Source organism: Bacillus sp. FSL K6-0255, assembly GCF_045040725.1.
GTDB classification, from domain to species: domain Bacteria; phylum Bacillota; class Bacilli; order Bacillales; family Bacillaceae; genus Bacillus; species Bacillus subtilis.
The window spans coordinates 3,140,644-3,160,281 of record NZ_CP150278.1; the positions used below are offsets into that span (position 1 = coordinate 3,140,644).

Sequence of the window (19,638 nt, forward strand, 5' to 3'; positions counted from 1 at the left end):
TGTTTTTCCCCTTCCTTACTCTGCCACTTGCGCTCCGATGCTGTTTGCAAAATGGGAAAGAGCCCATGCGTGCCCCTCCTGATTAAAGCTGGCGACAGCTTGTTTATGCACAACAATCCGAAAACCTTTGTTGTATGCGTCAACAGCTGTATGCAACACACAAATATCTGTGCAGACACCGGCAAGGTGCAGTTCGCCAATCTGCCGCTCTCTGAGTTTGAGCTCTAAATCAGTTCCCGCAAAAGCAGAATATCTCGTTTTTTCCATGTAGTAAACATTAGGCTCATGTTCATGTTTCTGATATAGAGGCAAAAGCTTTCCGTACAGATCTTTTCCTTCCGTGCCTTTTATATTATGCGGAGGAAAAAGACGGGTTTCAGGGTGATATTGATCCCCTTCATCATGAGAATCTACTGCTAATACGACGTAATCACCGTTTGTGATGAATTCTTCAGTTAAATTGACGATCGCCTCTTCAATCATTCTGCCGGGCTCCCCGCAGGTCAATTTTCCGTCACTCGCCACAAAATCATTCGTATAATCAATACAAATAAGTGCTTTTTTCATAGCCGGCCTCCCCGCCATCAGTATGAGAACATTATATCTTATCTCCAGTTGTAAGTGAATTGCCATGAACAAAAAGACAAACGGTCCGTTTGTCTCTTAAGATTTCAGCACTGACCGATTATAAATGTCGTCCTGAATATATATCAATTCACGATTCACAGCGATGTCAGCCGCAATGACGATGCCTAAAGGCGTATGAAACTGAAGATCAGATACAATCTTGAAGGGCACTCCGTACCGGTTCGCCATTTGGATATAAGGAGAGTAAGACTGATACTGAAGCTCTCCATTAATCAAAAGGGTGACGTTATGGCTGTTTTTCAGCTCGTGCTCCGCCTCTTTATACGGTTTGCTTCTAAGCACCTGTCCTTTCGTCAGTGCCAAAACGACTCTTTCTCTTAGAGAACCTAAAAACAAGTGGCGCTCGTCAGGCTTTGTCTCCAAAGGCCCATACATTCCTTGCTGCAAATAGAGATCCATTTTATCTTCACTCAAAAGCCTGTCCTCCCGTCTTGTTTGTCTTCATTATCACCTGATCAGGCAGGAGCTAAACTTTCAAGCGCCGTTTACATTTCTGTTACCCAATGAATGATTTTTTTGGCCAGCTCACCAGCAGGGATTTCCTCTGTATGCCGGCGCAACGACGCTTCCAGCCGTTCAGGCAGAGTTGCTTTATCTTCTTCATAGGAAATGATCGTGCTCCACTCCAGCTGCGGTACCGCTACAAGCGTGCGCAGTTCTTTTCTGTTTTCATGCAGATACACGTCCGTGATCATTCCGGTTTGCGTATTGATATTTGCTTTTCTGATTTTCATAACATGACCTCTCTATTCAAAGACTACCCATATTATACAATAAAAAAGCAACAGCCTCTTGTGAAAAGGCTGTTACCCGTTAAACGAAACTGTTTCATCAGTGATATCGGCATCTTTGAAGAGAGTTTTACTCGTTTGGTTGTTAATCTTCACAAAATCACCAAGCTGAAATGTGCCTGACCCCGCCCCTGAATGAGCGACGCTTTTGGGCGAAATCGCAAATACGTCTCCAAAGCTTGCCGCGGCATTACCCGTAACTGACATGATATAAATCGGCCCCACAATTGCAGGCATTTCCCCACCTCCGCATTGATTTACAGCATCATATGCAAAGAGCCGCTAATGGTGCCCGCCTATTCAGCTGGCTTTGCGTTTTCCTCGAGTCGTGACCGCTGGCGCAGCTTGATCAAGCGGACAATATTCAGGAAGAACGCCTTCACTACCGCATAAACCGGCACCGCTAAAATCATGCCGAGAATTCCGCCGAAGCTTCCCGCTCCGATTAATAGCAAAATAATCGTAAGCGGATGGGTATTCAGCCGCTTTCCGATCACAAGAGGAGACAGCAGGTTTCCGTCCAGCTGCTGAACGATGACGACCACAATAATCGCAAACAGCGCTTTGGCCGGCGAGTCCATAAAACCGACAATGACAGCCGGCGCGGCACCGAGAAAAGGCCCGACATAGGGAATGATATTGGTAATCGCCATGACAATCCCAAGAATCAGGGCATACGGCAGTCCGGCAATTAAATAGCCGATAAAACACGCTGTTCCGACAAAAAGACAGATTAACAGCTGCCCCTGGAAATATGCCGCAAGCGTATCGGATAAATCTTTAAAAATCTTTAAGCCTTCTGTCCGATAAGAAGCCGGTAGAATTTTTACTGCCAAATGCGGAAAGCGGTGTCCGTCTTTCAGCATGTAAAAAAGGATAAATGGAACAGTAATAATAACAAGCGTGATGTTTGTCACGACACCAAACACCGCAGATAAACTGGACGTGATATTTTGCGGCAGGTTTTGGAGAAAACTTGTCAATGACTGTTCAATTTTTGATATCGATACATAATCCTGGTTCATCATCCAGGTAAACCATTGAGAATGGGACAAATCCTTTGTCAGCGCCTGAATCTGTTTTATATAATCAGGAAGGTTGTTAAACAGCCCTGTCACCTGTGAGGTGATGATAGGTCCGACTGACGCTGAAATAAAGGCAAGCAAACCGATAAACAGTAAATAGATCAATAGGATGGATAATGTCCGCGGAATTTTTTTCTCAAGCAGGCGGACGACCGGATTAAATATGAAATACAAAATTCCCGCAATTAGCATCGGGAAAAACAATGTCGAGATAAAAACAATAAACGGCTGAAATACAAATGAAACTTTTGTTGCTACATAAATAATCAGCAAAACAAATAAAATCTGCAATGTCCAAAAATGGACTTTTGATTTCAACAAGCTTTGTTCCTCCTAGTTTTTCTTTGTCTGTCAGATAAAAGAACTTATACCCCATCATTGTAACAAAAATGAACCCATATCAGAACTCTTAATATAATGAAAGGAGTGTTGGTGATGAAGGCCGTGACATACGATACAGATTCAGAACTGGCTTATATCTATGTTCTTCCTCCGAAAAGGAACAGGAATATACGGTCTGAGGAGCTTAAAGTCAATGATTGTATCCTGCTGGATATCAGCCAAGATGGCAAAATTGCCGGATTCGAATGTTTTGGTGAGGCAGCACACCTCTGTGCCCCATTTGCCGGGAAATCCCGGCTATATGTAAAAGATTCAGACGGTTATCATTTTCGGGTCTGCCAGCATGCTTCAGTCCGTTCCTGCTATACAGTGTACGGCGTCACTTTCTGTTTTTCAGATGGTGACTATCAGGAATTTGCCGGTTTTGACCTTGACGGAACAATGTATCATAGTGCGTTTTTACAGCGCTTAACTGAAAAATAGGACGTCCCGGTGTACGCCTATTTTTCATGCGCAAGCACTGTTAGACCCGCTCACTGTAATCTGGGGTGACGGAAATCATGTGCTGGATTCTGATCAAACAAACAGAATTTCGGGCTCCTTCAATTGTGATATGGTCAGGTTTAACATCGATCAGTCTGCCTCTGACCGTATCTCGTACTGTCTGTATAACGAACCTTGAGCCGATGAGCTTTTTAATGGTCTGATAGACATAAGGATCGACTAAAGAGACCAGTTGCGGACTACCTTGGTTGACCATATTTTTATCCCCTTTGTGTGTTTTATCTCAGCTTATGCCGCGCTTATGGATAATGACACAGGCTTACCTGATAAAACAAAGGGGTGCGGAGATTTTAGGAGAATACGTTTGGAAGCGGTGTAAAGGAAGTATCGATGAAGCGGAGACAGCGAAGAAAGCTGGCGCTGTTCCGTACTTATACAGGCTTTATCACGGATGCCTGGGCTTGGTCGATTAATTGGTCCAGCTTTTCTATTTTTTTTCGTGCGGTTGAAGGATCAATTTGGCGGTAATGATGATGGCCGCCCGGCTCTTCATCCAGTTCGTCCGCTTTTTTGACAATCTGCTGCAGTGTGTTTTTATCTAATTCGCCTTCAGGCAAATAGGAATCTGTATGAAGCAAAATGGCTAGTGCAATCTCTTTTGCTGCTTTCGGTTCCTCGCCAAGCCGAATCAGAAGTTTATGCGCCCGTTCCGCCCCTTTAATGGCATGAATGTCATTTCTTTTGTATTTCTCATAATCCCACTTTCCGTCTGTATACCATTCATAATGGCCAATGTCATGAAGCAGTGCCGCTTTTGCTGCTAAATCAGGATTAATGTCAGCCTTCACAGACAGCCTGTATGCATGATAAGCGCAGGCAATCGCATGTGCCACGCCGGAACGCTGAAGATATTTTTGTGCAATTGGATGGGTGAAAACATCCATTAATGTAACCTTTCTCATGGAAACCCCTCCTTTAGATATTTTTAGAATCCTAACATAATTTGCAGAGAAACTCAATTCTTATGTCACATCATTTTGATCTTCTTATCATCATTGTTATACCCTAAAAGCAACGTTTCAGTCAGTATATGCGGCTGTTCAATAAAATGCGATGGCTGCAGCCTTTTGTATAAAAAAAAGAGCAGAAAATATCTGCTCTACAAAAACTCTTTAATATCATAAATGCGGCCGTTTTCCGTCCCTTTTTCTAGTAAAGAAAGCAGCGTGCCGGCAATAAAGTCCGGACTGCGAAGGCTTCCTGTTTCATTTAATTTCCGGAATCGTTCAATGTGGTGGAAATCCTTTTTCGATGAAGAACGGATGACGGCCTGCATCTCAGTGTCCATCACTCCAGGTGAGAACGAAATCATGTTCACCGGCAGCTCTTCATCCTCCTGTTCAAATCCGAATGTCCTCGTAAACATGTCGAGCCCGGCTTTTGAACTGCAATACGCGCTCCATCCCTTATATGGATTTTTGGCGGCTCCTGAAGTAATGTTGACAACCGTCTTTTTGCCGCTGTATGAAGCAAACCGTTTTGTAAACAGCTGACTCAAAAGCACGGGCGCAGTCAGGTTCAGCTGATAATGGCGCTGAAGCTCGTCAAGAGACGCTTCGCCGGCACGTTTGATCGGCGTTACCATTCCGGCGTTATTGATAAGGGTAATACCAGAATAACGATCTGGATCGATGGATGAGAGCAATGTTTCAAATTGCTGTTCAGCTTCTTCAAGATTGATGAGGTCTATTTGATGCTGCGTTAGTTTTTTGTGAGAGACATCTGTTTTCGTTCTGGATAAGGCATGGACTTCATGCCCCTTTTCTAAAGCCTGTAATGCAACGGCTTGACCCAGCCCTTTTGACGCTCCGGTGATGATATAAAGTTCCATTGGAAACCTCCTTTTCCGTTATTATTGTACGGCACTGCTTTTACACAACACAAGCACGCGGCCTACGCCTTCTTGTTTTCCTGCGCTGTGACTTTTGGGATGAGGAACACGATGCCTGCAATTCCGAGCAGGATCAGTACGACATAGATCATCGGCAGCAGCAATGATGATGTTTCTTGTTCATCTTCTGTTTCCGTTGATGATGTCTTTGTTATTGGTTTTTCAGCAAATGTAATTCCAAGCTGTTTCGACTGGGCCGCAATCGTGTTGGAATCCTCGGCATTTGTTGATGTAAACAAATCTTTTATCAGCTCGGCGTCCTTGTCCTTCGGTTTATCAAAAGTAATATCCTTCTGTTCCTCAGGCAGTTCTGTTTTTTCTTCATAGAAGGTATCTTCATGCAAATAATTCGTATCGATTTCGATGTCTTTTTTCTCATACTGGTTTGGCGCGACATCTGTATTTTCTTCAGTTTGGGCAGCCGCGGCAGAGGGTATGAAAAGGGAAAAGGAGAGCATACAAATCATGATCCCCTTTTCCATGCTGCGATTACGCTTCATACGTTTCATCGCTTTCTGCTGTGTGTTCAGCCATCAGCCGGATAATCAGCGGCAGAGCCGCGGCAATCACCGTAATGATCAGCAGAACTGTTATTCCCATTGTAAACAAGTGCCCAGTACCGTACTGGATGTCGATATATACTTTCGAAACCGGATCTTCAAATGTAAAGTTCGGCATGATCAAATCAATAAGCGGTGCGACATAGAATAGAATCATTGCCGCTGAAGCAACCCAGCCAGGGATTGATCCGAATCTGAATGCCGTCCGGATGAAGGCAGAGCTTGCGACCAGCAATAGAATCGTAAACACCGACCACTTAATCGTCTGATCGTCCGGCAATGAATAAATATTCAAGCCGAACAAGCTGATCATAAGTCCGACAAGGATATTCAGAATTCCGAATAACGCTCCTTTGACGAGAAGCGGTGCGTTTTGGTAATACGAGCTGAAATAGCCGATTAACAGACTGCTGATCAACACAATGACAAGGATGACAACCGGAGGTACCGTCTGAATTTTTTCTTCCGGAACCTCTCCGCTGATTTTAAGCGGATTCGCTAAGTAATCATATACATAGCCATTGTTTTGCCCGTCTACTAATGTATTTCCGAGTATGCCGTATACGTCATTTCGCACGAGTTTCGTGGAGGCGACATTTTTCCCCCAGTTGTTGTTTAAGGTGTCGGCTTTCGCTTGAACATCATTAACGCTTTGCTGCATGTTGGTTGTGTAATCAATGATGCCGGACTGGCGATCAGACAATGAACCCATCATGTCTGACATTTGCAGCACTTCCTGGCCGACCGTATCTTGGACACTCAGTGCCATGGTACCAGACAGCCCATCGTTGCTGAACGTCGCAGATTCCTGTGTTGCGCCTGTTACAAGCTGTTCTGACGCTTTTGCGGCACTTTCAGAGATTTTCGTCAGTTCGTCGAGAACACCTGCTTGAGAGTCACGGATATAGCCGCTGTAGTCGTCCGCAAATTTGGTCATGCCGTCGATGAAGCTGTTAATATCCTCATCTGTTTGCATCGTGTTGTTTTTGAGAGCTTCCCAGCTGGCTGATTCTTCAGGTGTGAGAGCCAGGACTGATTGGACGTTGCCATCTTGCTCTTGGATGACTTCACCTTTAATAATAGTCAAAGAGCCTAGATCCAGATTATCATTTAGCGTAGACTTATATAAATTTAAAGAGTTGTAATACTTCATCAAGTTAGAAATATTATCAGTTTCAATTCTACTTGAAAAAATTGAACTTAGTTTTTCTTTCTGATCTACATAGCCTCTACTCTGCAAAGTTTGTATTATTTCGTCTTCCAAATTGTATATTAACCTATAAGCATCATTGACATTATTATCAAAATCAACCAACTTTTTTGTTAAGTCACCAATTTGATCATTTAATTTTGAAACTGTTTTATTTAACTCTTTAATTTCTTGATTTAACTCATCAATATGTTTCTCTAGTTTGTTGTTATGTTCCTCTTGTTTTTCTTGAAGTGCATTTTCTATTTCCTCTAATTTTATCGCTGCTTCGTTCAGACGTTTTTTTGCACCTGAAATATCAGTTTCACCGTCAGCTCCGTCACCCTGTAGCCCATCACTTTGATTTGAGCCATCGTTTTCATCTGCGAGTTCAATCAAAGAGAAATCTGTTTTAGAGGTTCCTGTATTCTCCGTGTTTGTATCTTGTTCAGGAACGTTTTTTGAAGATTCTTGATGTTTTTGTCCCGTTTCAATGTTAGTTTGAACATCATTTTGTGATCCATTATCTTGAGTACCCTCTTCTGATGAGCCAGTATCTTCATTTGTTGGCTGATCATCGGATGTTGGAATATCATTCGACGGTTCTTCAGTATTAGGAGAATCATCGGTTGATGGTTCTTCAGCATCGGGTGTTGTTGGTTTTTCTTGTTCAGGTTCTTTTAACCCTTCAGAGATATCTTTAATTTCAGTTGCAACATTTTTGAGCTCATCCCGCTGCTTCTCTAAATCCAATTTTATATCTTCAATATCTTCCTTATCTGTGTCATCTTTATTATCAGATGTGTCTTCTCCATCTTCCTTTTCGTCGCTTTCCTTAGGTTTAAGTAAACTAAGGCGGTTCTTCCCGATATTCTCTTGCAATTGATTTAAATTTTGATATTTAATAGCTTCATATTGACTTTTATATCGAGATAGAAATGCATTAAACATGTCATTCTCAATTTTTTTCATACCCATTTCTTGCAATGGCACTTGATTTTGCCTTAACTTTTCAGCATTGTTCAACGCAAGGTTTGTCAGTCCTATTTGTGTCTTCGCTTGGCCGATCCCGGTTGCCAATCCGCTCATGCGTTCGCTGAACTGATTCGCCTTTTGCTGTGCCTGGATGGCATCCAGACCTGTCCGGATTTGCTGCTGTGTTGAATCCTGGGCTGCCAAAAGCAGCTTTTTCTGATTCTCTTGATATTCTTTGTACCTTTCAACTGTATCAATGAATTCTTTCAGCGTGTTTTTGGCTTCCTCCGCCGTAGAAGCTTTTTCTTTTGTCGTGCCTTGCGCTTCATTCATTGATTTCTTCAGCTCATCGATTAAGTCTTTTTGCTGTTTGATTTCACCTGCTAAATCATTAGAGCTTGGTTTGTAAAAGTTGTACATGACATTCTGGAATTCAGATTCTTTATTGACGATCTTGTCAAATTCTCCTCTGATGTTGTCCACTTTTTGCGAAACAAAATTCCAGTATAAGGCCGACATTTTTTTGTTCATTGTCTTTTGGGCATCCTCAAGCTCACGCTGAACTTTTTCTTTGTTAACCGCATTCAGGTTATCTTGAATGCTGAATTCGATCGTTGCCTTTTGAGGATGGTCTTTGTCATAGCTCAAAATGTTTTTTGAGAAGTCTGAGGGAATGTAGACAATCGCATCGTATTTCTTTGAAGCGAGACCGGTCTCGGCCGCGCTTCGGTTTACGACCGTCCACGAATAATCAGGACGTTCACCCAGAACGGCCGCTACTTCCTTGCCGAACTGGGCGGATTTGTCCTCTTCATCAGACTTTACCTCATCACTCAATACGCCTGTGTCTTCATTCACCACCGCGATTTGCCGGGTAGAATTGACTGCTTTTTTCGTTGGGTCGTCTCCGATAAATCGGAAAAACAACACCGGCAGCAGCAAAATGATGATGACGGCGGATATTAACTTGATCAAGCTTTTTCGTTGTTCTGTCATCTAGCACTCTCCCTTTCAGCAGAACATAAAGGAATTTGAACTTTTTGCTCCTTCCCGTTTTCCACAACATATCCGAAGCCCGGCTGAATCTCAGGCTCCTGTCTTTGGTACGGGAGAGGAATGACATTTTGCTCAGACTTTTTCATCAGCAGAATCGCGTGGCGGATTTGCTTCATCTCAGTCGTCAAGGAGTCATAGCCTTTTGAGAATTCGCTGTGGTTTCCGCCCGGGATAAAGCTGAACCCAAGATGAGCGTATGATTTCATGAAGTTAGCGAGACGATCTTGTATTCTCGTATCAATCGTCTGCTGGAATCTCGTTATCCCGTCAATCATCAGCACGACTTGTGAGAATCGCAGATTTTGTGCGTCTCCTTGGCGGACGGCTTCTACATACATGGCTTCTCTTGTTTTGAAAATGTCTTCTGCTGTTTCAATCCACTGCTCAATATCTTCTTTCGTTTCCAAATATGAAACATCTGATTCCTTCGCATAATGAGATAAGCCGCGGTCAATCGAGTCAAACAGGCCGATCATTTCGGTTTCATCATCAATCAGATGTTCAAGCATGACTTTTAGGACGTTTGTTTTCCCGCGCTGAGTTTGGCCTAAAATCAGGCAGTGCTTATGCTTGCCCAAATCAAAATAGACTGGGCTGACTGTTTCTTCATGAAGCCCGATCGGTACAGATAAAGGCTTGCGTTCCAGCTTGAAGCGGATAGAAAATTCTCTCGTAGACAAGCTCTCAGGCAGCATCGGAATCGGTGCCGGCTGCTCCATTGCAGCAAATCGCCCTTGAAGTTTCTGTACGTCTGATTTCAGCTCGTTGAACATGCCGATATCATCCTCGGCGTCAACAGGCAGGAACATTTGCGCGAAATAAAGCTCTTCCTTTTGAATGATAACGCGTCCCGGAATCGGCTCAAGATTGAACTTCGGACGGCCGTAAATGGAATATCCTTCTGATTGATCCATGAGATAATGGACAACCTTTGTTTTCAAGTTATTTAACAATGACTGGCGGACAGCATTCACCCGCGTTGCTGTCAACATAAAGTAGATACCCAAGCTTTGTCCGTCTCTGGAAAGCTGGACAAATTCCGATTCAAGCTCATGCATCTCATCCTTGACAATGTCAAAGTTGTCAATGGTGATAAAGATGAACGGAAGCTCTTCTTCGCTCAGCGCATTGTACATTTTGATGTGGCTGATTTCTTTTTCCCGGAACAAACGTTTACGGCGGTCAATTTCTTCTTTGATGCGAATCATGAACTTTTCAATTTTTCTTGACTGGTCCATCAGGAAGTAATCCGCGGTATGCGGGAGCTTCGCTAATGGCAGCAGCGTTCCGTTTCCGAAATCAAAGATATAGACATGAAGCTCTTCAGGTGTGTATACGTCCGCAAAACTCATCAGGAACGTTGCGGCTGCAATCGATTTTCCGTAGCCCGAAGAGCCGAAGATGCCGATATTTCCATCTTCCATCATCTTATAAGCAATTGGCGCCTGTCTTTGCAGATCAGGTTCATCGACATACGCAAAGTGGAAATGGTCTTTTTCGTTTGAAGGGAAAAGAGTGCGCGGAATACGTTCCGCAAGCGGCGGCAGCCAAGGGCTTGGCAGCTTCTCGATTCCCATTTCATCTTGGATGCGTTCAATTTCGTCAACTACAGCTTCGATTTCGGTTTGAACGTCTTTTTTCGCGTTATCTTCGGTATCAACCTCAGAAAGCGGGATCAGACCCGTATCTGTAACAATCGCGATTTCATCCTCAGTACCGTAGACTTCCTCTAAGTAAGGCGCCCCGCTCCATGCAGATTGGAACAGCTCATACACTTCATTGTTTCCGACCTGCAAATAGCCGCGGCCTGTTACGGTAATGTTTGCGGCATCGCTGTTTTTCAAAATTTCTTTACTGTCGGTGGCATCCTGGACCTTGAGCGCTACTTTAAAGCGCGAGTTACTCCAGATCTGGTCGTCGATGATGCCGCCTGGCTTCTGTGTCGCCAAAATCAAATGAACGCCGAGGCTTCGTCCGATACGCGCGGCACTGACAAGCTCCCTGATAAAATCAGGCTCCTCGCTTTTCAGCTCGGCAAACTCATCAGAGATTAAGAACAAGTGAGGCATCGCCACTTCTGCTTTCCCTTGCTTGTACAGCTTTGTATAGTCATTGATGTGATTGACTTGATACTGGTCAAACAGGCGCTGCCTTTTTTTCAGCTCGCTTTTAATGGAAGCAAGCGCACGCATACTGAAGTTTTTGCTTCCTTCAATATTTGTGATCGTGCCGAGGAGGTGGGGAATGTTGCGGAACGGCTGCGCCATTCCTCCGCCTTTATAGTCAATTAGTAAGAAAGCCGCTTCATGCGGATGAAAATGCACTGCAAGTGACAAGATGTAGGTCTGGAGAAATTCACTTTTCCCTGATCCCGTTGTCCCCGCAAGCAAGCCGTGCGGACCGTGTGCTTTTTCGTGAAGGTTCAGATACACAATGTCATCTTTCCCTTTATAGCCGATCGGCACTGACAGCGACTTCGACGATTCACTTGTCAGCCATCTTTGCTGAATGCCGATTTCTTTTACTTCCTTCGCATGAAAAAGCTCCAGGAACGATACCGTTTCCGGAATGGAATTCGTAATGCCGACCTGGTGGTTCAGCGTCCGCAGTGTGCGTGAAAACCGTTCGTTGTCCTCACGCTGATGATGATCGAGACGGAACGGAATTCTTACCGCTTTTTTCTTTTGTATTAAAATGTCGCCTTCATGCTCATTAATGTAGCGGACAAGAGTCGTAATGTTTTCCGACAAGCTTTCCTTTGTTTCCGCAGCGACAATTGTCGAGATGCCCAGATGCTCATGCTGTCCTTCTAAATATTCGAGAATGACATGCTCAGAGATCAGCTGCTGATTCGTGATGACAAATACAAAATGCGGTTTGAACTGCAGTTTTTCTTTGTCATCTTCGAGATCACGCTCTCTGATCAATTCGTAAAGTGAAGACAGAAGCTGATCTCGGGTTTGCTCATTATAAATAAATCCTTTTGCATAAATATGGGGCATTTGAAATTGCGGAAGCCACTTCATCCACTCCCAGTCTTTATACTCTTCTTCATGAAAAATAAATACAAAACGCAAATCGTGATAGCTGTTAAAGAACGACAGCTGTCCGATCAACTGGTGAATCTCATTTTTCACAATTTGCGATTTACCGACAAGCCCCATCGGACCTTCTGCCAAATCGACCGTCACCGGCGCATTGCGGATATCTTTATAGACGCGCTGCATGTGCTGCGATTTCTCCATGAGGTCATCGATATCACGATTCGCCAAGTCTCCGCCGCTCATATTGATTTCATAGCTTGACGGAACTGTTCCCGTCCCAAGCCGCAGCTGGAGATAATCCTTGCTTTCAAGTGATTTTTCCCAGATCCGGTCACTGATTTCACTTGTTAAGTATTTCATTTGTTCAAATGAAGGAAAGTGAAATTCAAGAACCTGCTTTTGCTTTTCAGCAAGTGCCTGAAGCTCTTTCCGCTTATTGTCTAAGTAAAGCTTATATACACGCTCCCGTTTTTCCTCGCGTTTTTTCCGCTGGTTTTTATCCCGGAAATATTGCACTGTCGAGGTAATGAGAGTCATCATAAACATCGCCAAAGAAACGAGTATAAATATGCCGCGCGGCTGGATGATGGCAACTACGCCCATCACGATCAGCATCACAAGCGGAGGCAGGATGACGAGCCACAGCCCTCTGTTGGTTTGATCGCTCTCCTGAGAGGGAAAACTGAAAGAAACGCGGTCATCCGGCAGATCGTATACCATCCGCGGCGTTCTTCTGTACTGCGGATATTTTTTCTGCATCTCTGTACTCGGTTTGACCGTTTCTGTTAACGCTGTTTCAAACTGGGCATAATGAACAATTTCTAAAAGGTCTTGTTCCGTCACCCTCATTTGCGTGAAGTTCCAGAATATTTCATCCCCCGGCTTGAGCGGCGTATTGGCGTTGATTTTCTCTCCGTTCAAGAAGATCGTTCCGCTTTCAGGGCGGACCGACCAGCTGCCGCCTGCACGAAGCAAAGAAAACGTGCTTTGTTCTGCAAATGCAAAATCTTGCGGATTCAGATAAATATCTGCATTCGTTTTTTCTGAGGAACATACAATTTCATCCCGATTTCCCGTAAAATAAACGGATTTCTCAGGTTCACTGCCCGTCAATATCAAGCGTATATCCTGCTGATCCGTTTGGAGAGTAAATGATATATCCGTCTCAATCGTGCCGAGACAATCATTTCCCAGGAAAACTTCGTATTGGCCGCCGGATTCCTTTCTTTTAAGAGAAACCACGCCGCTATTAAATGGAATGGTGCTGATCGTAACAGAATCCTTCACATCAGGCCCTATGGTCACCGGATGAGACGACGGGAGGTTAGACAGATTTAATTTTTGAACGTTATTTTGGTAAAAAACCCATAATAGACTCAAATGGCGAACCCCCTTACGGCCGAATGGCAGCATGCGATGACCTGTGCTTCATGTCTCACGTTATTTGTCATCTTTTTTCTCATCTTTCTTTTCTGTTTCTTTTTTCTCGTCTTCTTTTTTCTTCTGTTCTTCTTTTTTCGCTTTTTCCTCGGCTGCGGCTTTTTCTTCTGCCGCTTTCTCTTCTGCTTGTTTTTCTTCGTCTGTTTGTGTCTGTTCTTCGCTTGTATCGACTAACGATGTTTCAGAATTAGACTGTTTATTTTCTTGACGTTCTTTTTGGGCTTTTTCAAGCTCACTATTTACTGAGTCAAGTTCTTTTTGTATGTCTTCATCATTTGTATCCTCAGATAAAAGCTGCTGTTTATATTTAGCTAGGGCAAAGTAAATATAATCATTGTATTCAAGCTTACGGCCGATACTGATCGCTTCTTTGTATTCTCCTCGACCATAATCAATCCAATATAAGAAATGCTGAGGGTCTGATTGAAGGGTGACTAAATTATTTTCTATATTTTTGGTTTTTGCACTCCCCAGGTTTTCGACCTCAACATAGGACGTCGCCAGCTGATACTGCACCGATTCAGGCAGGCTTTCCGCATCGTACTTGGACAGTGTGCTGATGACTTCACTGTACTGCTTGTTTAAGAACGCACGGTTGCTGTCCACTATCGCCTGGTGCTTTGGCTGCGCGAAAAATAAGGCGTACATCGAATAAATAAGTGCCGGTACAAGCAAAACAATGAGCCCCAGGCCGATATATCGCTGGATGTTCCACTTCTTTCTCGGGATATGTATGTATGTTTTTGCTTTGGCTTCGAGCTCATCAATATGGGTTTGAATCAGCTCGAGCAAATCATCATAGGATTCAGCATCTAATATCGCCTTTGCCTCTGCGGAGAACGTCAGCGTTTCATTGAATTTCAGGTAGTCTTCAAACGCAAAAGCGCCGTCAACTGCCAAAGCCGCTGCCGCTTTCAGCTCCTGCCATACTCTTTCCTCATCACGCTCGTAAGGAGGAATGCTTTCTTTTACTCCATAATGGAGAAAATAAGGCGTAAGCCCTTTATCGAATACAATGTTTTCAGGAGCGACAATCAAATTCAGCCTCGACAGATTGTGCTGCTGTACGGCTTGAACAAGCTGATAGGCAAACTGCCATTTACTTTTTTTATCCTTAGCTTTCATGAAGCGGAATGCTTTATAGGAGGAGGGAGGTTGGATTGTGATGATTACTTCATCATCCGTCACATCGATTTCTTTATGAAAAAATGGATTTATATCTTTGATCACGTTAGCTTCAAGACCGTCGAGAAGCTTTATTTTTTCCCGTTGAAAGGTAAATGTATAGCCGGCATCTGTTTTCTCGGCAACAGCTTCTAATTGGTTTTCTAAATATGATTTTTGTTCACCTGACATTCAACCAGATCCTTTCATAATATTTCAAGCCGGTCTCCGTTTGTAATGCCGCAATCAGACAGCTTGCATTCTCCGGAAAACACCTTATCCTTGTTCACCACTCTGATCCAGTGCCCTTCGCGCGGAGGCATAGATACGCTTTGGGCCTGCCAAGCAATATCAATTACTTTTTTCACCGGGTGGTAATCTGACAATCTGAGATCAAAGACACTGCCGTTATAATGTTTCAAATCTATTGTAATATCAATATACATTTAGGATCACCCTTACATAGAAAGAGCGCCGTCTTCTTTTGAATCAGGCGCTCCTTCCCTTTCATACTGTTATCCGCGGATTTGATTTGCGATGTCTTGGTCAGTAGACTCAAGTGTATTTGCTGTTTGATCAAGCTGCTGATTCACATCTTGAAGCAAATCTGACATTTTGATAAATGAAGGTTTGAGCTGCTCGTATTGATCTGCGAACGCTTCGCTTGAAGCACCTTCCCACATGCTTTTCAAATCAGAGATCATTCGGTTTAAACGATCAACCTGATTTAATACTTCTTGGCTTTCAACGCCGTATTGCTTCGCCATCGCTCTTAGCTCTTCGGGTGTGACACGAATTAATCCTGCCATATTCCTCATTACCTCCTGTGCCATCAGCCTAAATATGGGCTAATTCACTTATTTTTAGAACGTCATTATTATAAAAACAGTTTTTCGGCATAGTCAAACAAATATGTTTTAATTTTACAAAATGAGTCCAATGGTTTACCCCGAATCACTTAAAAATGACATATACTGTAAAGTAAATAGGTTTATTTTCTTAATCTTCTCTTCATTCTCCGAATAATCCAAAAGACCCAAATAACTCTCCAACTCCCAAAAAAAACCTTTCAGAAAATTTGATGCTACAGCACCATTTCTGAAAGGTTCAGTTTTTTCTTTCCTTAATTAGTCTTGCCTCCGATGACTTTCTTAGAAGATTAATAGGATAAGCTGTCGTATTATATGAGACATACACTGTCCTGCAAAAAGGCGATTACACCGCCAAATGTATATAGAACGTTTCTCTCATGAAATTGTTTTTTTGCTTCTGTTCTTTGTTGTTGATTTTCACAAACAACAACAATCATAATAAAAGGAAGGGGATGAGATGTCAAAGAGAAATCAAGCACGAAAAGTAGGGAGATTTATGACCATGCCGAATGATCCGTTTAAATATAGTTTTGACAGACTTGAAGATGTGGCTGATCATATCAGCGACGTTCTGCGGTGCCCGATCACCATAGAGGATGTTAACCACAAGCTGCTTGCCTACAGTACACACAGCGACTGCACAGACCCTGCCCGGACGTCTACCATTATTGGCAGAAGGGTACCGGAGAAGGTGATTAACAAGCTGTGGAAAGACGGGACAATTCCTGCTCTCTTAAAAACGGACCAGCCGATCAGAGTCAAGCAAATCGATGAAGTCGGGCTGAGCAATCGCGTCGCTATTTCGATTTGGAAAAACAAGCAAGTACTTGGCTTCATATGGGCGCTTGAGATCCAAAAAACATTGTCCGATGAAGATCTGCTGACATTGCAAATGGCAGCAAAAGCAGTGAAAAACAAGCTTCTCAAACTTCAAATCAGAAAAACGAAAAATGAAGAACGCAGCCAAGAATTTTTCTGGAAAATGCTGACCGGACACATCCATCAGGAGGATGATATGGCGGATGGGTTCCATAAGCTTGGAATGGCCGCTCCTTCAGAGTTTTCCGTTATGATCATCCGCATAAATGGCGAGCTGACTGAAAAAATCGAACAGCAGCTGCAATATTTACAGGAAACGACCCAGCAGGTTTACGTGCTGCTGGCGACCGTAGATTCCAATGAACTTATTATATTAACCTCACCCAAAACAGATCATCCTTTTCAAGATTTAAAACAGTTTGCTTTAAGTACGCAAAAACAGCTGAAGGAGCGGTATAAAATAGAAGACGTTTCTATCGCTTTTGGCGGAATATACAACTCTATTTCTTTTGTCTCCCGCTCCTATCAGGAAGCATTGTCCGTCTTAAAAACGAAGGAACGGTTCGCTGAAGAGACCAAACATCTTTTCAGCTTTTCTGAGTTAGGCATTTATCAATACTTAGATGTCTTAAATGAAAAACGGAAACAGGCGGGCCATTATAATTACTCGCTTTCCAAACTGGAACAATATGACCGGGATCACCAGTCAAATATGGTAGAGACGCTAGAGCGCTTTATTGAAGCGGACAGCAACGTGAATACGGCTTCCAAGCTGTTAAATATACACGTTAATACGTTGAATTACCGCCTTAAGCGGATCAGCCAGATCGCTGAAATTGATTTGAAAAATGTGAATCAAAAATTCACCATCTATTTAGATATCAAACTTCGGCACATGGATTTGTGAAATTTCACAAATCCATGTTTTTTTATTTTCTTAATCAAACAAAGAATTTTCCAAAATATCAAGCTACACTAAAAATATCACAGGATACAGGAGGAGACAGATATGATCATAGGGGTTCCTAAAGAGATAAAAAACAATGAAAACCGTGTCGCATTAACACCCGGGGGCGTTTCTCAGCTCATTTCAAACGGCCACCGGGTGCTGGTTGAAACAGGCGCGGGCCTTGGAAGCGGATTTGAAAATGAAGCCTATGAGTCAGCAGGAGCGGAAATCATTGCTGATCCGAAGCAGGTCTGGGACGCCGAAATGGTCATGAAGGTAAAAGAACCGCTGCCGGAAGAATATGTTTATTTCCGCAAAGGACTTGTGCTGTTTACGTACCTTCATTTAGCAGCTGAGCCTGAGCTTGCACAGGCCTTGAAGGATAAAGGAGTAACTGCCATCGCATATGAAACGGTCAGTGAAGGCCGGACATTGCCTCTTCTCACGCCAATGTCAGAGGTTGCGGGCAGAATGGCAGCGCAAATCGGCGCTCAATTCTTAGAAAAGCCTAAAGGCGGAAAAGGCATTCTGCTTGCCGGGGTGCCGGGCGTTTCTCGCGGAAAAGTAACGATTATCGGAGGAGGCGTTGTCGGGACAAACGCGGCGAAAATGGCTGTCGGCCTCGGTGCAGATGTGACGATCATTGACTTAAACGCAGACCGCTTGCGCCAGCTTGATGACATCTTCGGCCATCAGATTAAAACGTTAATTTCTAATCCGGTCAATATTGCTGATGCTGTAGCGGAAGCGGATCTCCTCATTTGCGCGGTATTAATTCCGGGTGCTAAAGCTCCGACTCTTGTCACTGAGGAAATGGTAAAACAAATGAAACCTGGTTCAGTCATTGTTGATGTAGCGATCGACCAAGGCGGCATCGTCGAAACTGTCGACCATATCACAACACATGATCAGCCAACATATGAAAAACACGGGGTTGTGCATTATGCTGTAGCGAACATGCCGGGCGCAGTCCCTCGTACGTCAACAATCGCCCTGACTAACGTTACTGTTCCATACGCGCTGCAAATCGCGAACAAGGGGGCAGTAAAAGCGCTCGCAGACAATGCGGCACTGAGAGCGGGTTTAAACACCGCAAACGGACACGTGACCTATGAAGCTGTAGCAAGAGATCTAGGCTATGAGTATGTTCCTGCCGAGAAAGCTTTACAGGATGAATCATCTGTGGCGGGTGCTTAATTCACAATGAGCTTGCAGAAAGATTTCTGCAGGCTTTTTTATTTTTTAAAAGGAAAAAAGAGACCATTTCACGAATTATGACTATGAAGTTGATCATAAAGGAGGATTCATATGGCTGTTCAGCAATATGGCGTGTTAAAAGGCATAGTCTTAGACATGAAGCGGGAAACAGATGATGACAGTCCTCATTTCCAAGTCAAAATGCTCGGTGAAGAGAATACGTATTACAGGTGCGCCATCAATGTGATGTCCAGTTCTGAGGAATCTGAAGTATTGTATTTGGCTGACGATCAGTTTGATTCGGGCTCAATTACCATCCTTCCGAACATGCCGTATGGATATACAAGGATCAATGAAGCAAACCGTGAAGTGGCACTGGATTATGTGCGGGGCAATTTGTTTGACCCGCGGGAAATGAAGCCTTTGCCTCATGAAATCACAGGACCTGATAATGATTTAAATGATTTTATTGAAACCTATATGAAGAAAGCACAAGATGAGAAAGCGCCGGTTTATATATTCGGTTCAAAATTCGGCCCTGAACAGGCTGCAGATAAAATATTCGGCTTTACCCCGACTAACGGAATGCACAATATCCATATGAATCAAGGGAATGCAATGGATACGCGCTGGAAAAAAGACAACGGCTCTTGGCATGACGGAGGTATTCTGATTCAGTTTGCAGATCAGTGGGCCGCTGTGTTTTTAGCGTTTTTATCCCAATCTTGGTGTACCGATGAAAACGGAAACCCGGTCAGAGATTGTGATCATACCCAAACGTCTGCGTAAGATAGAAAAAGAGACTGCGGCAAGCAGTCTCTTTTTGATACGATTACACATTTTCAACAGTCTTTAGGCTGTTTGGCCTCATATCGCTCCAATGCGATTGGATATAGTCCAAACAAGCTTCACGCCCTTTTTGCTCATGAACGACTGTCCAGCCGCTCGGCACATCTATAAAACCGGGCCATAGGGAATATTGGCCTTCTTCATTGATCAGCACCAAATATGTGCCATCCGCATTTTCAAAAGGATTTGCCATTCTATTTCTC

The 19,638-nt window shown here is 43.5% G+C and carries 19 protein-coding genes; 4 read left to right on the forward strand and 15 right to left on the reverse strand.

Annotated elements, in window-relative coordinates; translation table 11 throughout:
* Positions 1 to 15 precede the first annotated feature (15 nt).
* From MHB62_RS16455 to MHB62_RS16475, 5 genes are all read right to left on the reverse strand, one after another.
* The gene (locus tag MHB62_RS16455) at positions 16 to 567 is read right to left on the reverse strand and encodes a cysteine hydrolase family protein (RefSeq protein WP_014477836.1); all 552 of its coding nucleotides are present in this window, start codon (positions 565 to 567) and stop codon (positions 16 to 18) included.
* 96 nt (positions 568 to 663) lie between these two features.
* Complete coding sequence (locus tag MHB62_RS16460; RefSeq protein WP_015251331.1) at positions 664 to 1,062, reverse strand: YueI family protein; 399 nt, start codon at positions 1,060 to 1,062, stop codon at positions 664 to 666.
* 71 nt (positions 1,063 to 1,133) lie between these two features.
* Entirely contained in the window at positions 1,134 to 1,382 is a 249-nt protein-coding gene (locus MHB62_RS16465) for a YueH family protein (RefSeq protein ID WP_021480501.1), read from the reverse strand.
* Between the two features lie 72 nt (positions 1,383 to 1,454).
* Positions 1,455 to 1,676: a spore germination protein gene (locus tag MHB62_RS16470; RefSeq protein ID WP_014477839.1), complete on the reverse strand. Its 222-nt coding sequence runs from the start codon at positions 1,674 to 1,676 to the stop codon at positions 1,455 to 1,457.
* Positions 1,677 to 1,735: 59 nt separating this feature from the next.
* Positions 1,736 to 2,845, reverse strand: a complete 1,110-nt coding sequence (locus MHB62_RS16475; protein WP_015483636.1) for an AI-2E family transporter — start codon at positions 2,843 to 2,845, stop codon at positions 1,736 to 1,738.
* Positions 2,846 to 2,959: 114 nt separating this feature from the next.
* Here MHB62_RS16475 and MHB62_RS16480 point away from each other — a divergent pair, with 114 nt between their 5' ends.
* Positions 2,960 to 3,349, forward strand: coding sequence for a DUF2283 domain-containing protein (locus MHB62_RS16480; RefSeq protein ID WP_032722441.1), 390 nt, complete (start codon positions 2,960 to 2,962; stop codon positions 3,347 to 3,349).
* Positions 3,350 to 3,389: 40 nt separating this feature from the next.
* Here MHB62_RS16480 and MHB62_RS16485 read toward each other — a convergent pair whose 3' ends face one another.
* From MHB62_RS16485 to MHB62_RS16525, 9 genes are all read right to left on the reverse strand, one after another.
* Positions 3,390 to 3,626: a YuzF family protein gene (locus MHB62_RS16485; protein ID WP_003220677.1), complete on the reverse strand. Its 237-nt coding sequence runs from the start codon at positions 3,624 to 3,626 to the stop codon at positions 3,390 to 3,392.
* A 175-nt stretch (positions 3,627 to 3,801) separates the two neighbouring features.
* Entirely contained in the window at positions 3,802 to 4,332 is a 531-nt protein-coding gene (locus tag MHB62_RS16490) for an HD domain-containing protein (RefSeq protein WP_003244444.1), read from the reverse strand.
* 197 nt (positions 4,333 to 4,529) lie between these two features.
* Positions 4,530 to 5,261 carry a (S)-benzoin forming benzil reductase gene (locus tag MHB62_RS16495; RefSeq protein ID WP_015251328.1) on the reverse strand — a complete coding sequence of 244 codons (732 nt, stop codon included), beginning with the start codon at positions 5,259 to 5,261 and terminating at the stop codon, positions 4,530 to 4,532.
* Positions 5,262 to 5,323: 62 nt separating this feature from the next.
* Positions 5,324 to 5,779: a type VII secretion protein EssA gene (gene essA / locus MHB62_RS16500; protein WP_080015537.1), complete on the reverse strand. Its 456-nt coding sequence runs from the start codon at positions 5,777 to 5,779 to the stop codon at positions 5,324 to 5,326.
* Positions 5,780 to 5,810: 31 nt separating this feature from the next.
* A complete protein-coding gene (gene esaA / locus MHB62_RS16505; protein ID WP_019712932.1) occupies positions 5,811 to 9,041 on the reverse strand; it encodes a type VII secretion protein EsaA in 3,231 nt (1,076 codons plus the stop codon).
* Positions 9,038 to 13,525: a type VII secretion protein EssC gene (essC, locus tag MHB62_RS16510; RefSeq protein WP_019712933.1), complete on the reverse strand. Its 4,488-nt coding sequence runs from the start codon at positions 13,523 to 13,525 to the stop codon at positions 9,038 to 9,040. The genes esaA and essC overlap by 4 nt, the downstream gene beginning before the upstream one ends.
* A gap of 60 nt (positions 13,526 to 13,585) precedes the next feature.
* The gene (gene essB / locus MHB62_RS16515) at positions 13,586 to 14,941 is read right to left on the reverse strand and encodes a type VII secretion protein EssB (RefSeq protein ID WP_003228765.1); all 1,356 of its coding nucleotides are present in this window, start codon (positions 14,939 to 14,941) and stop codon (positions 13,586 to 13,588) included.
* Between the two features lie 14 nt (positions 14,942 to 14,955).
* On the reverse strand, positions 14,956 to 15,195 hold the full coding sequence (gene yukD / locus MHB62_RS16520; protein ID WP_003228763.1) for an ESX secretion system protein YukD: 240 nt from the start codon (positions 15,193 to 15,195) through the stop codon (positions 14,956 to 14,958).
* Positions 15,196 to 15,264: 69 nt separating this feature from the next.
* A complete protein-coding gene (locus MHB62_RS16525; RefSeq protein WP_003220661.1) occupies positions 15,265 to 15,558 on the reverse strand; it encodes a WXG100 family type VII secretion target in 294 nt (97 codons plus the stop codon).
* 520 nt (positions 15,559 to 16,078) lie between these two features.
* Between MHB62_RS16525 and adeR the strand changes: the two genes are divergently transcribed.
* The 3 genes from adeR to MHB62_RS16540 all read left to right on the forward strand — a co-directional run bounded on the left by adeR (position 16,079) and on the right by MHB62_RS16540 (position 19,375).
* Positions 16,079 to 17,347 carry a sporulation transcriptional activator AdeR gene (gene adeR, locus MHB62_RS16530; protein ID WP_010886604.1) on the forward strand — a complete coding sequence of 423 codons (1,269 nt, stop codon included), beginning with the start codon at positions 16,079 to 16,081 and terminating at the stop codon, positions 17,345 to 17,347.
* Positions 17,348 to 17,449: 102 nt separating this feature from the next.
* Positions 17,450 to 18,586, forward strand: a complete 1,137-nt coding sequence (gene ald, locus MHB62_RS16535) for an alanine dehydrogenase (RefSeq protein WP_014480718.1) — start codon at positions 17,450 to 17,452, stop codon at positions 18,584 to 18,586.
* A gap of 111 nt (positions 18,587 to 18,697) precedes the next feature.
* Positions 18,698 to 19,375, forward strand: coding sequence for a YukJ family protein (locus MHB62_RS16540; RefSeq protein ID WP_003228755.1), 678 nt, complete (start codon positions 18,698 to 18,700; stop codon positions 19,373 to 19,375).
* A 43-nt stretch (positions 19,376 to 19,418) separates the two neighbouring features.
* On the opposite strand, the gene MHB62_RS16545 is transcribed toward MHB62_RS16540, so the two are convergent.
* Positions 19,419 to 19,628 (reverse strand): MbtH family protein, encoded by a 210-nt coding sequence (locus tag MHB62_RS16545; RefSeq protein ID WP_003228753.1) that lies wholly within the window; start codon positions 19,626 to 19,628, stop codon positions 19,419 to 19,421.
* Positions 19,629 to 19,638: the final 10 nt, after the last annotated feature.

Excerpts from the sequence above, each read along its gene's own strand:
- adeR (WP_010886604.1), top strand. The coding sequence starts at position 16,079 with ATGTCAAAGAGAAATCAAGCACGAAAAGTAGGGAGATTTATGACCATG.
- yukD (WP_003228763.1), bottom strand. The coding sequence starts at position 15,195 with ATGTATATTGATATTACAATAGATTTGAAACATTATAACGGCAGTGTC.
- ald (WP_014480718.1), top strand. The coding sequence starts at position 17,450 with ATGATCATAGGGGTTCCTAAAGAGATAAAAAACAATGAAAACCGTGTC.
- MHB62_RS16545 (WP_003228753.1), bottom strand. The coding sequence starts at position 19,628 with ATGGCAAATCCTTTTGAAAATGCGGATGGCACATATTTGGTGCTGATC.
- MHB62_RS16470 (WP_014477839.1), bottom strand. The coding sequence starts at position 1,676 with ATGCCTGCAATTGTGGGGCCGATTTATATCATGTCAGTTACGGGTAAT.
- essA (WP_080015537.1), bottom strand. The coding sequence starts at position 5,779 with ATGCTCTCCTTTTCCCTTTTCATACCCTCTGCCGCGGCTGCCCAAACT.
- MHB62_RS16485 (WP_003220677.1), bottom strand. The coding sequence starts at position 3,626 with ATGGTCAACCAAGGTAGTCCGCAACTGGTCTCTTTAGTCGATCCTTAT.
- MHB62_RS16465 (WP_021480501.1), bottom strand. The coding sequence starts at position 1,382 with ATGAAAATCAGAAAAGCAAATATCAATACGCAAACCGGAATGATCACG.
- MHB62_RS16455 (WP_014477836.1), bottom strand. The coding sequence starts at position 567 with ATGAAAAAAGCACTTATTTGTATTGATTATACGAATGATTTTGTGGCG.
- MHB62_RS16490 (WP_003244444.1), bottom strand. The coding sequence starts at position 4,332 with ATGAGAAAGGTTACATTAATGGATGTTTTCACCCATCCAATTGCACAA.
- essB (WP_003228765.1), bottom strand. The coding sequence starts at position 14,941 with ATGTCAGGTGAACAAAAATCATATTTAGAAAACCAATTAGAAGCTGTT.
- esaA (WP_019712932.1), bottom strand. The coding sequence starts at position 9,041 with ATGACAGAACAACGAAAAAGCTTGATCAAGTTAATATCCGCCGTCATC.
- MHB62_RS16495 (WP_015251328.1), bottom strand. The coding sequence starts at position 5,261 with ATGGAACTTTATATCATCACCGGAGCGTCAAAAGGGCTGGGTCAAGCC.
- MHB62_RS16525 (WP_003220661.1), bottom strand. The coding sequence starts at position 15,558 with ATGGCAGGATTAATTCGTGTCACACCCGAAGAGCTAAGAGCGATGGCG.
- MHB62_RS16540 (WP_003228755.1), top strand. The coding sequence starts at position 18,698 with ATGGCTGTTCAGCAATATGGCGTGTTAAAAGGCATAGTCTTAGACATG.
- MHB62_RS16480 (WP_032722441.1), top strand. The coding sequence starts at position 2,960 with ATGAAGGCCGTGACATACGATACAGATTCAGAACTGGCTTATATCTAT.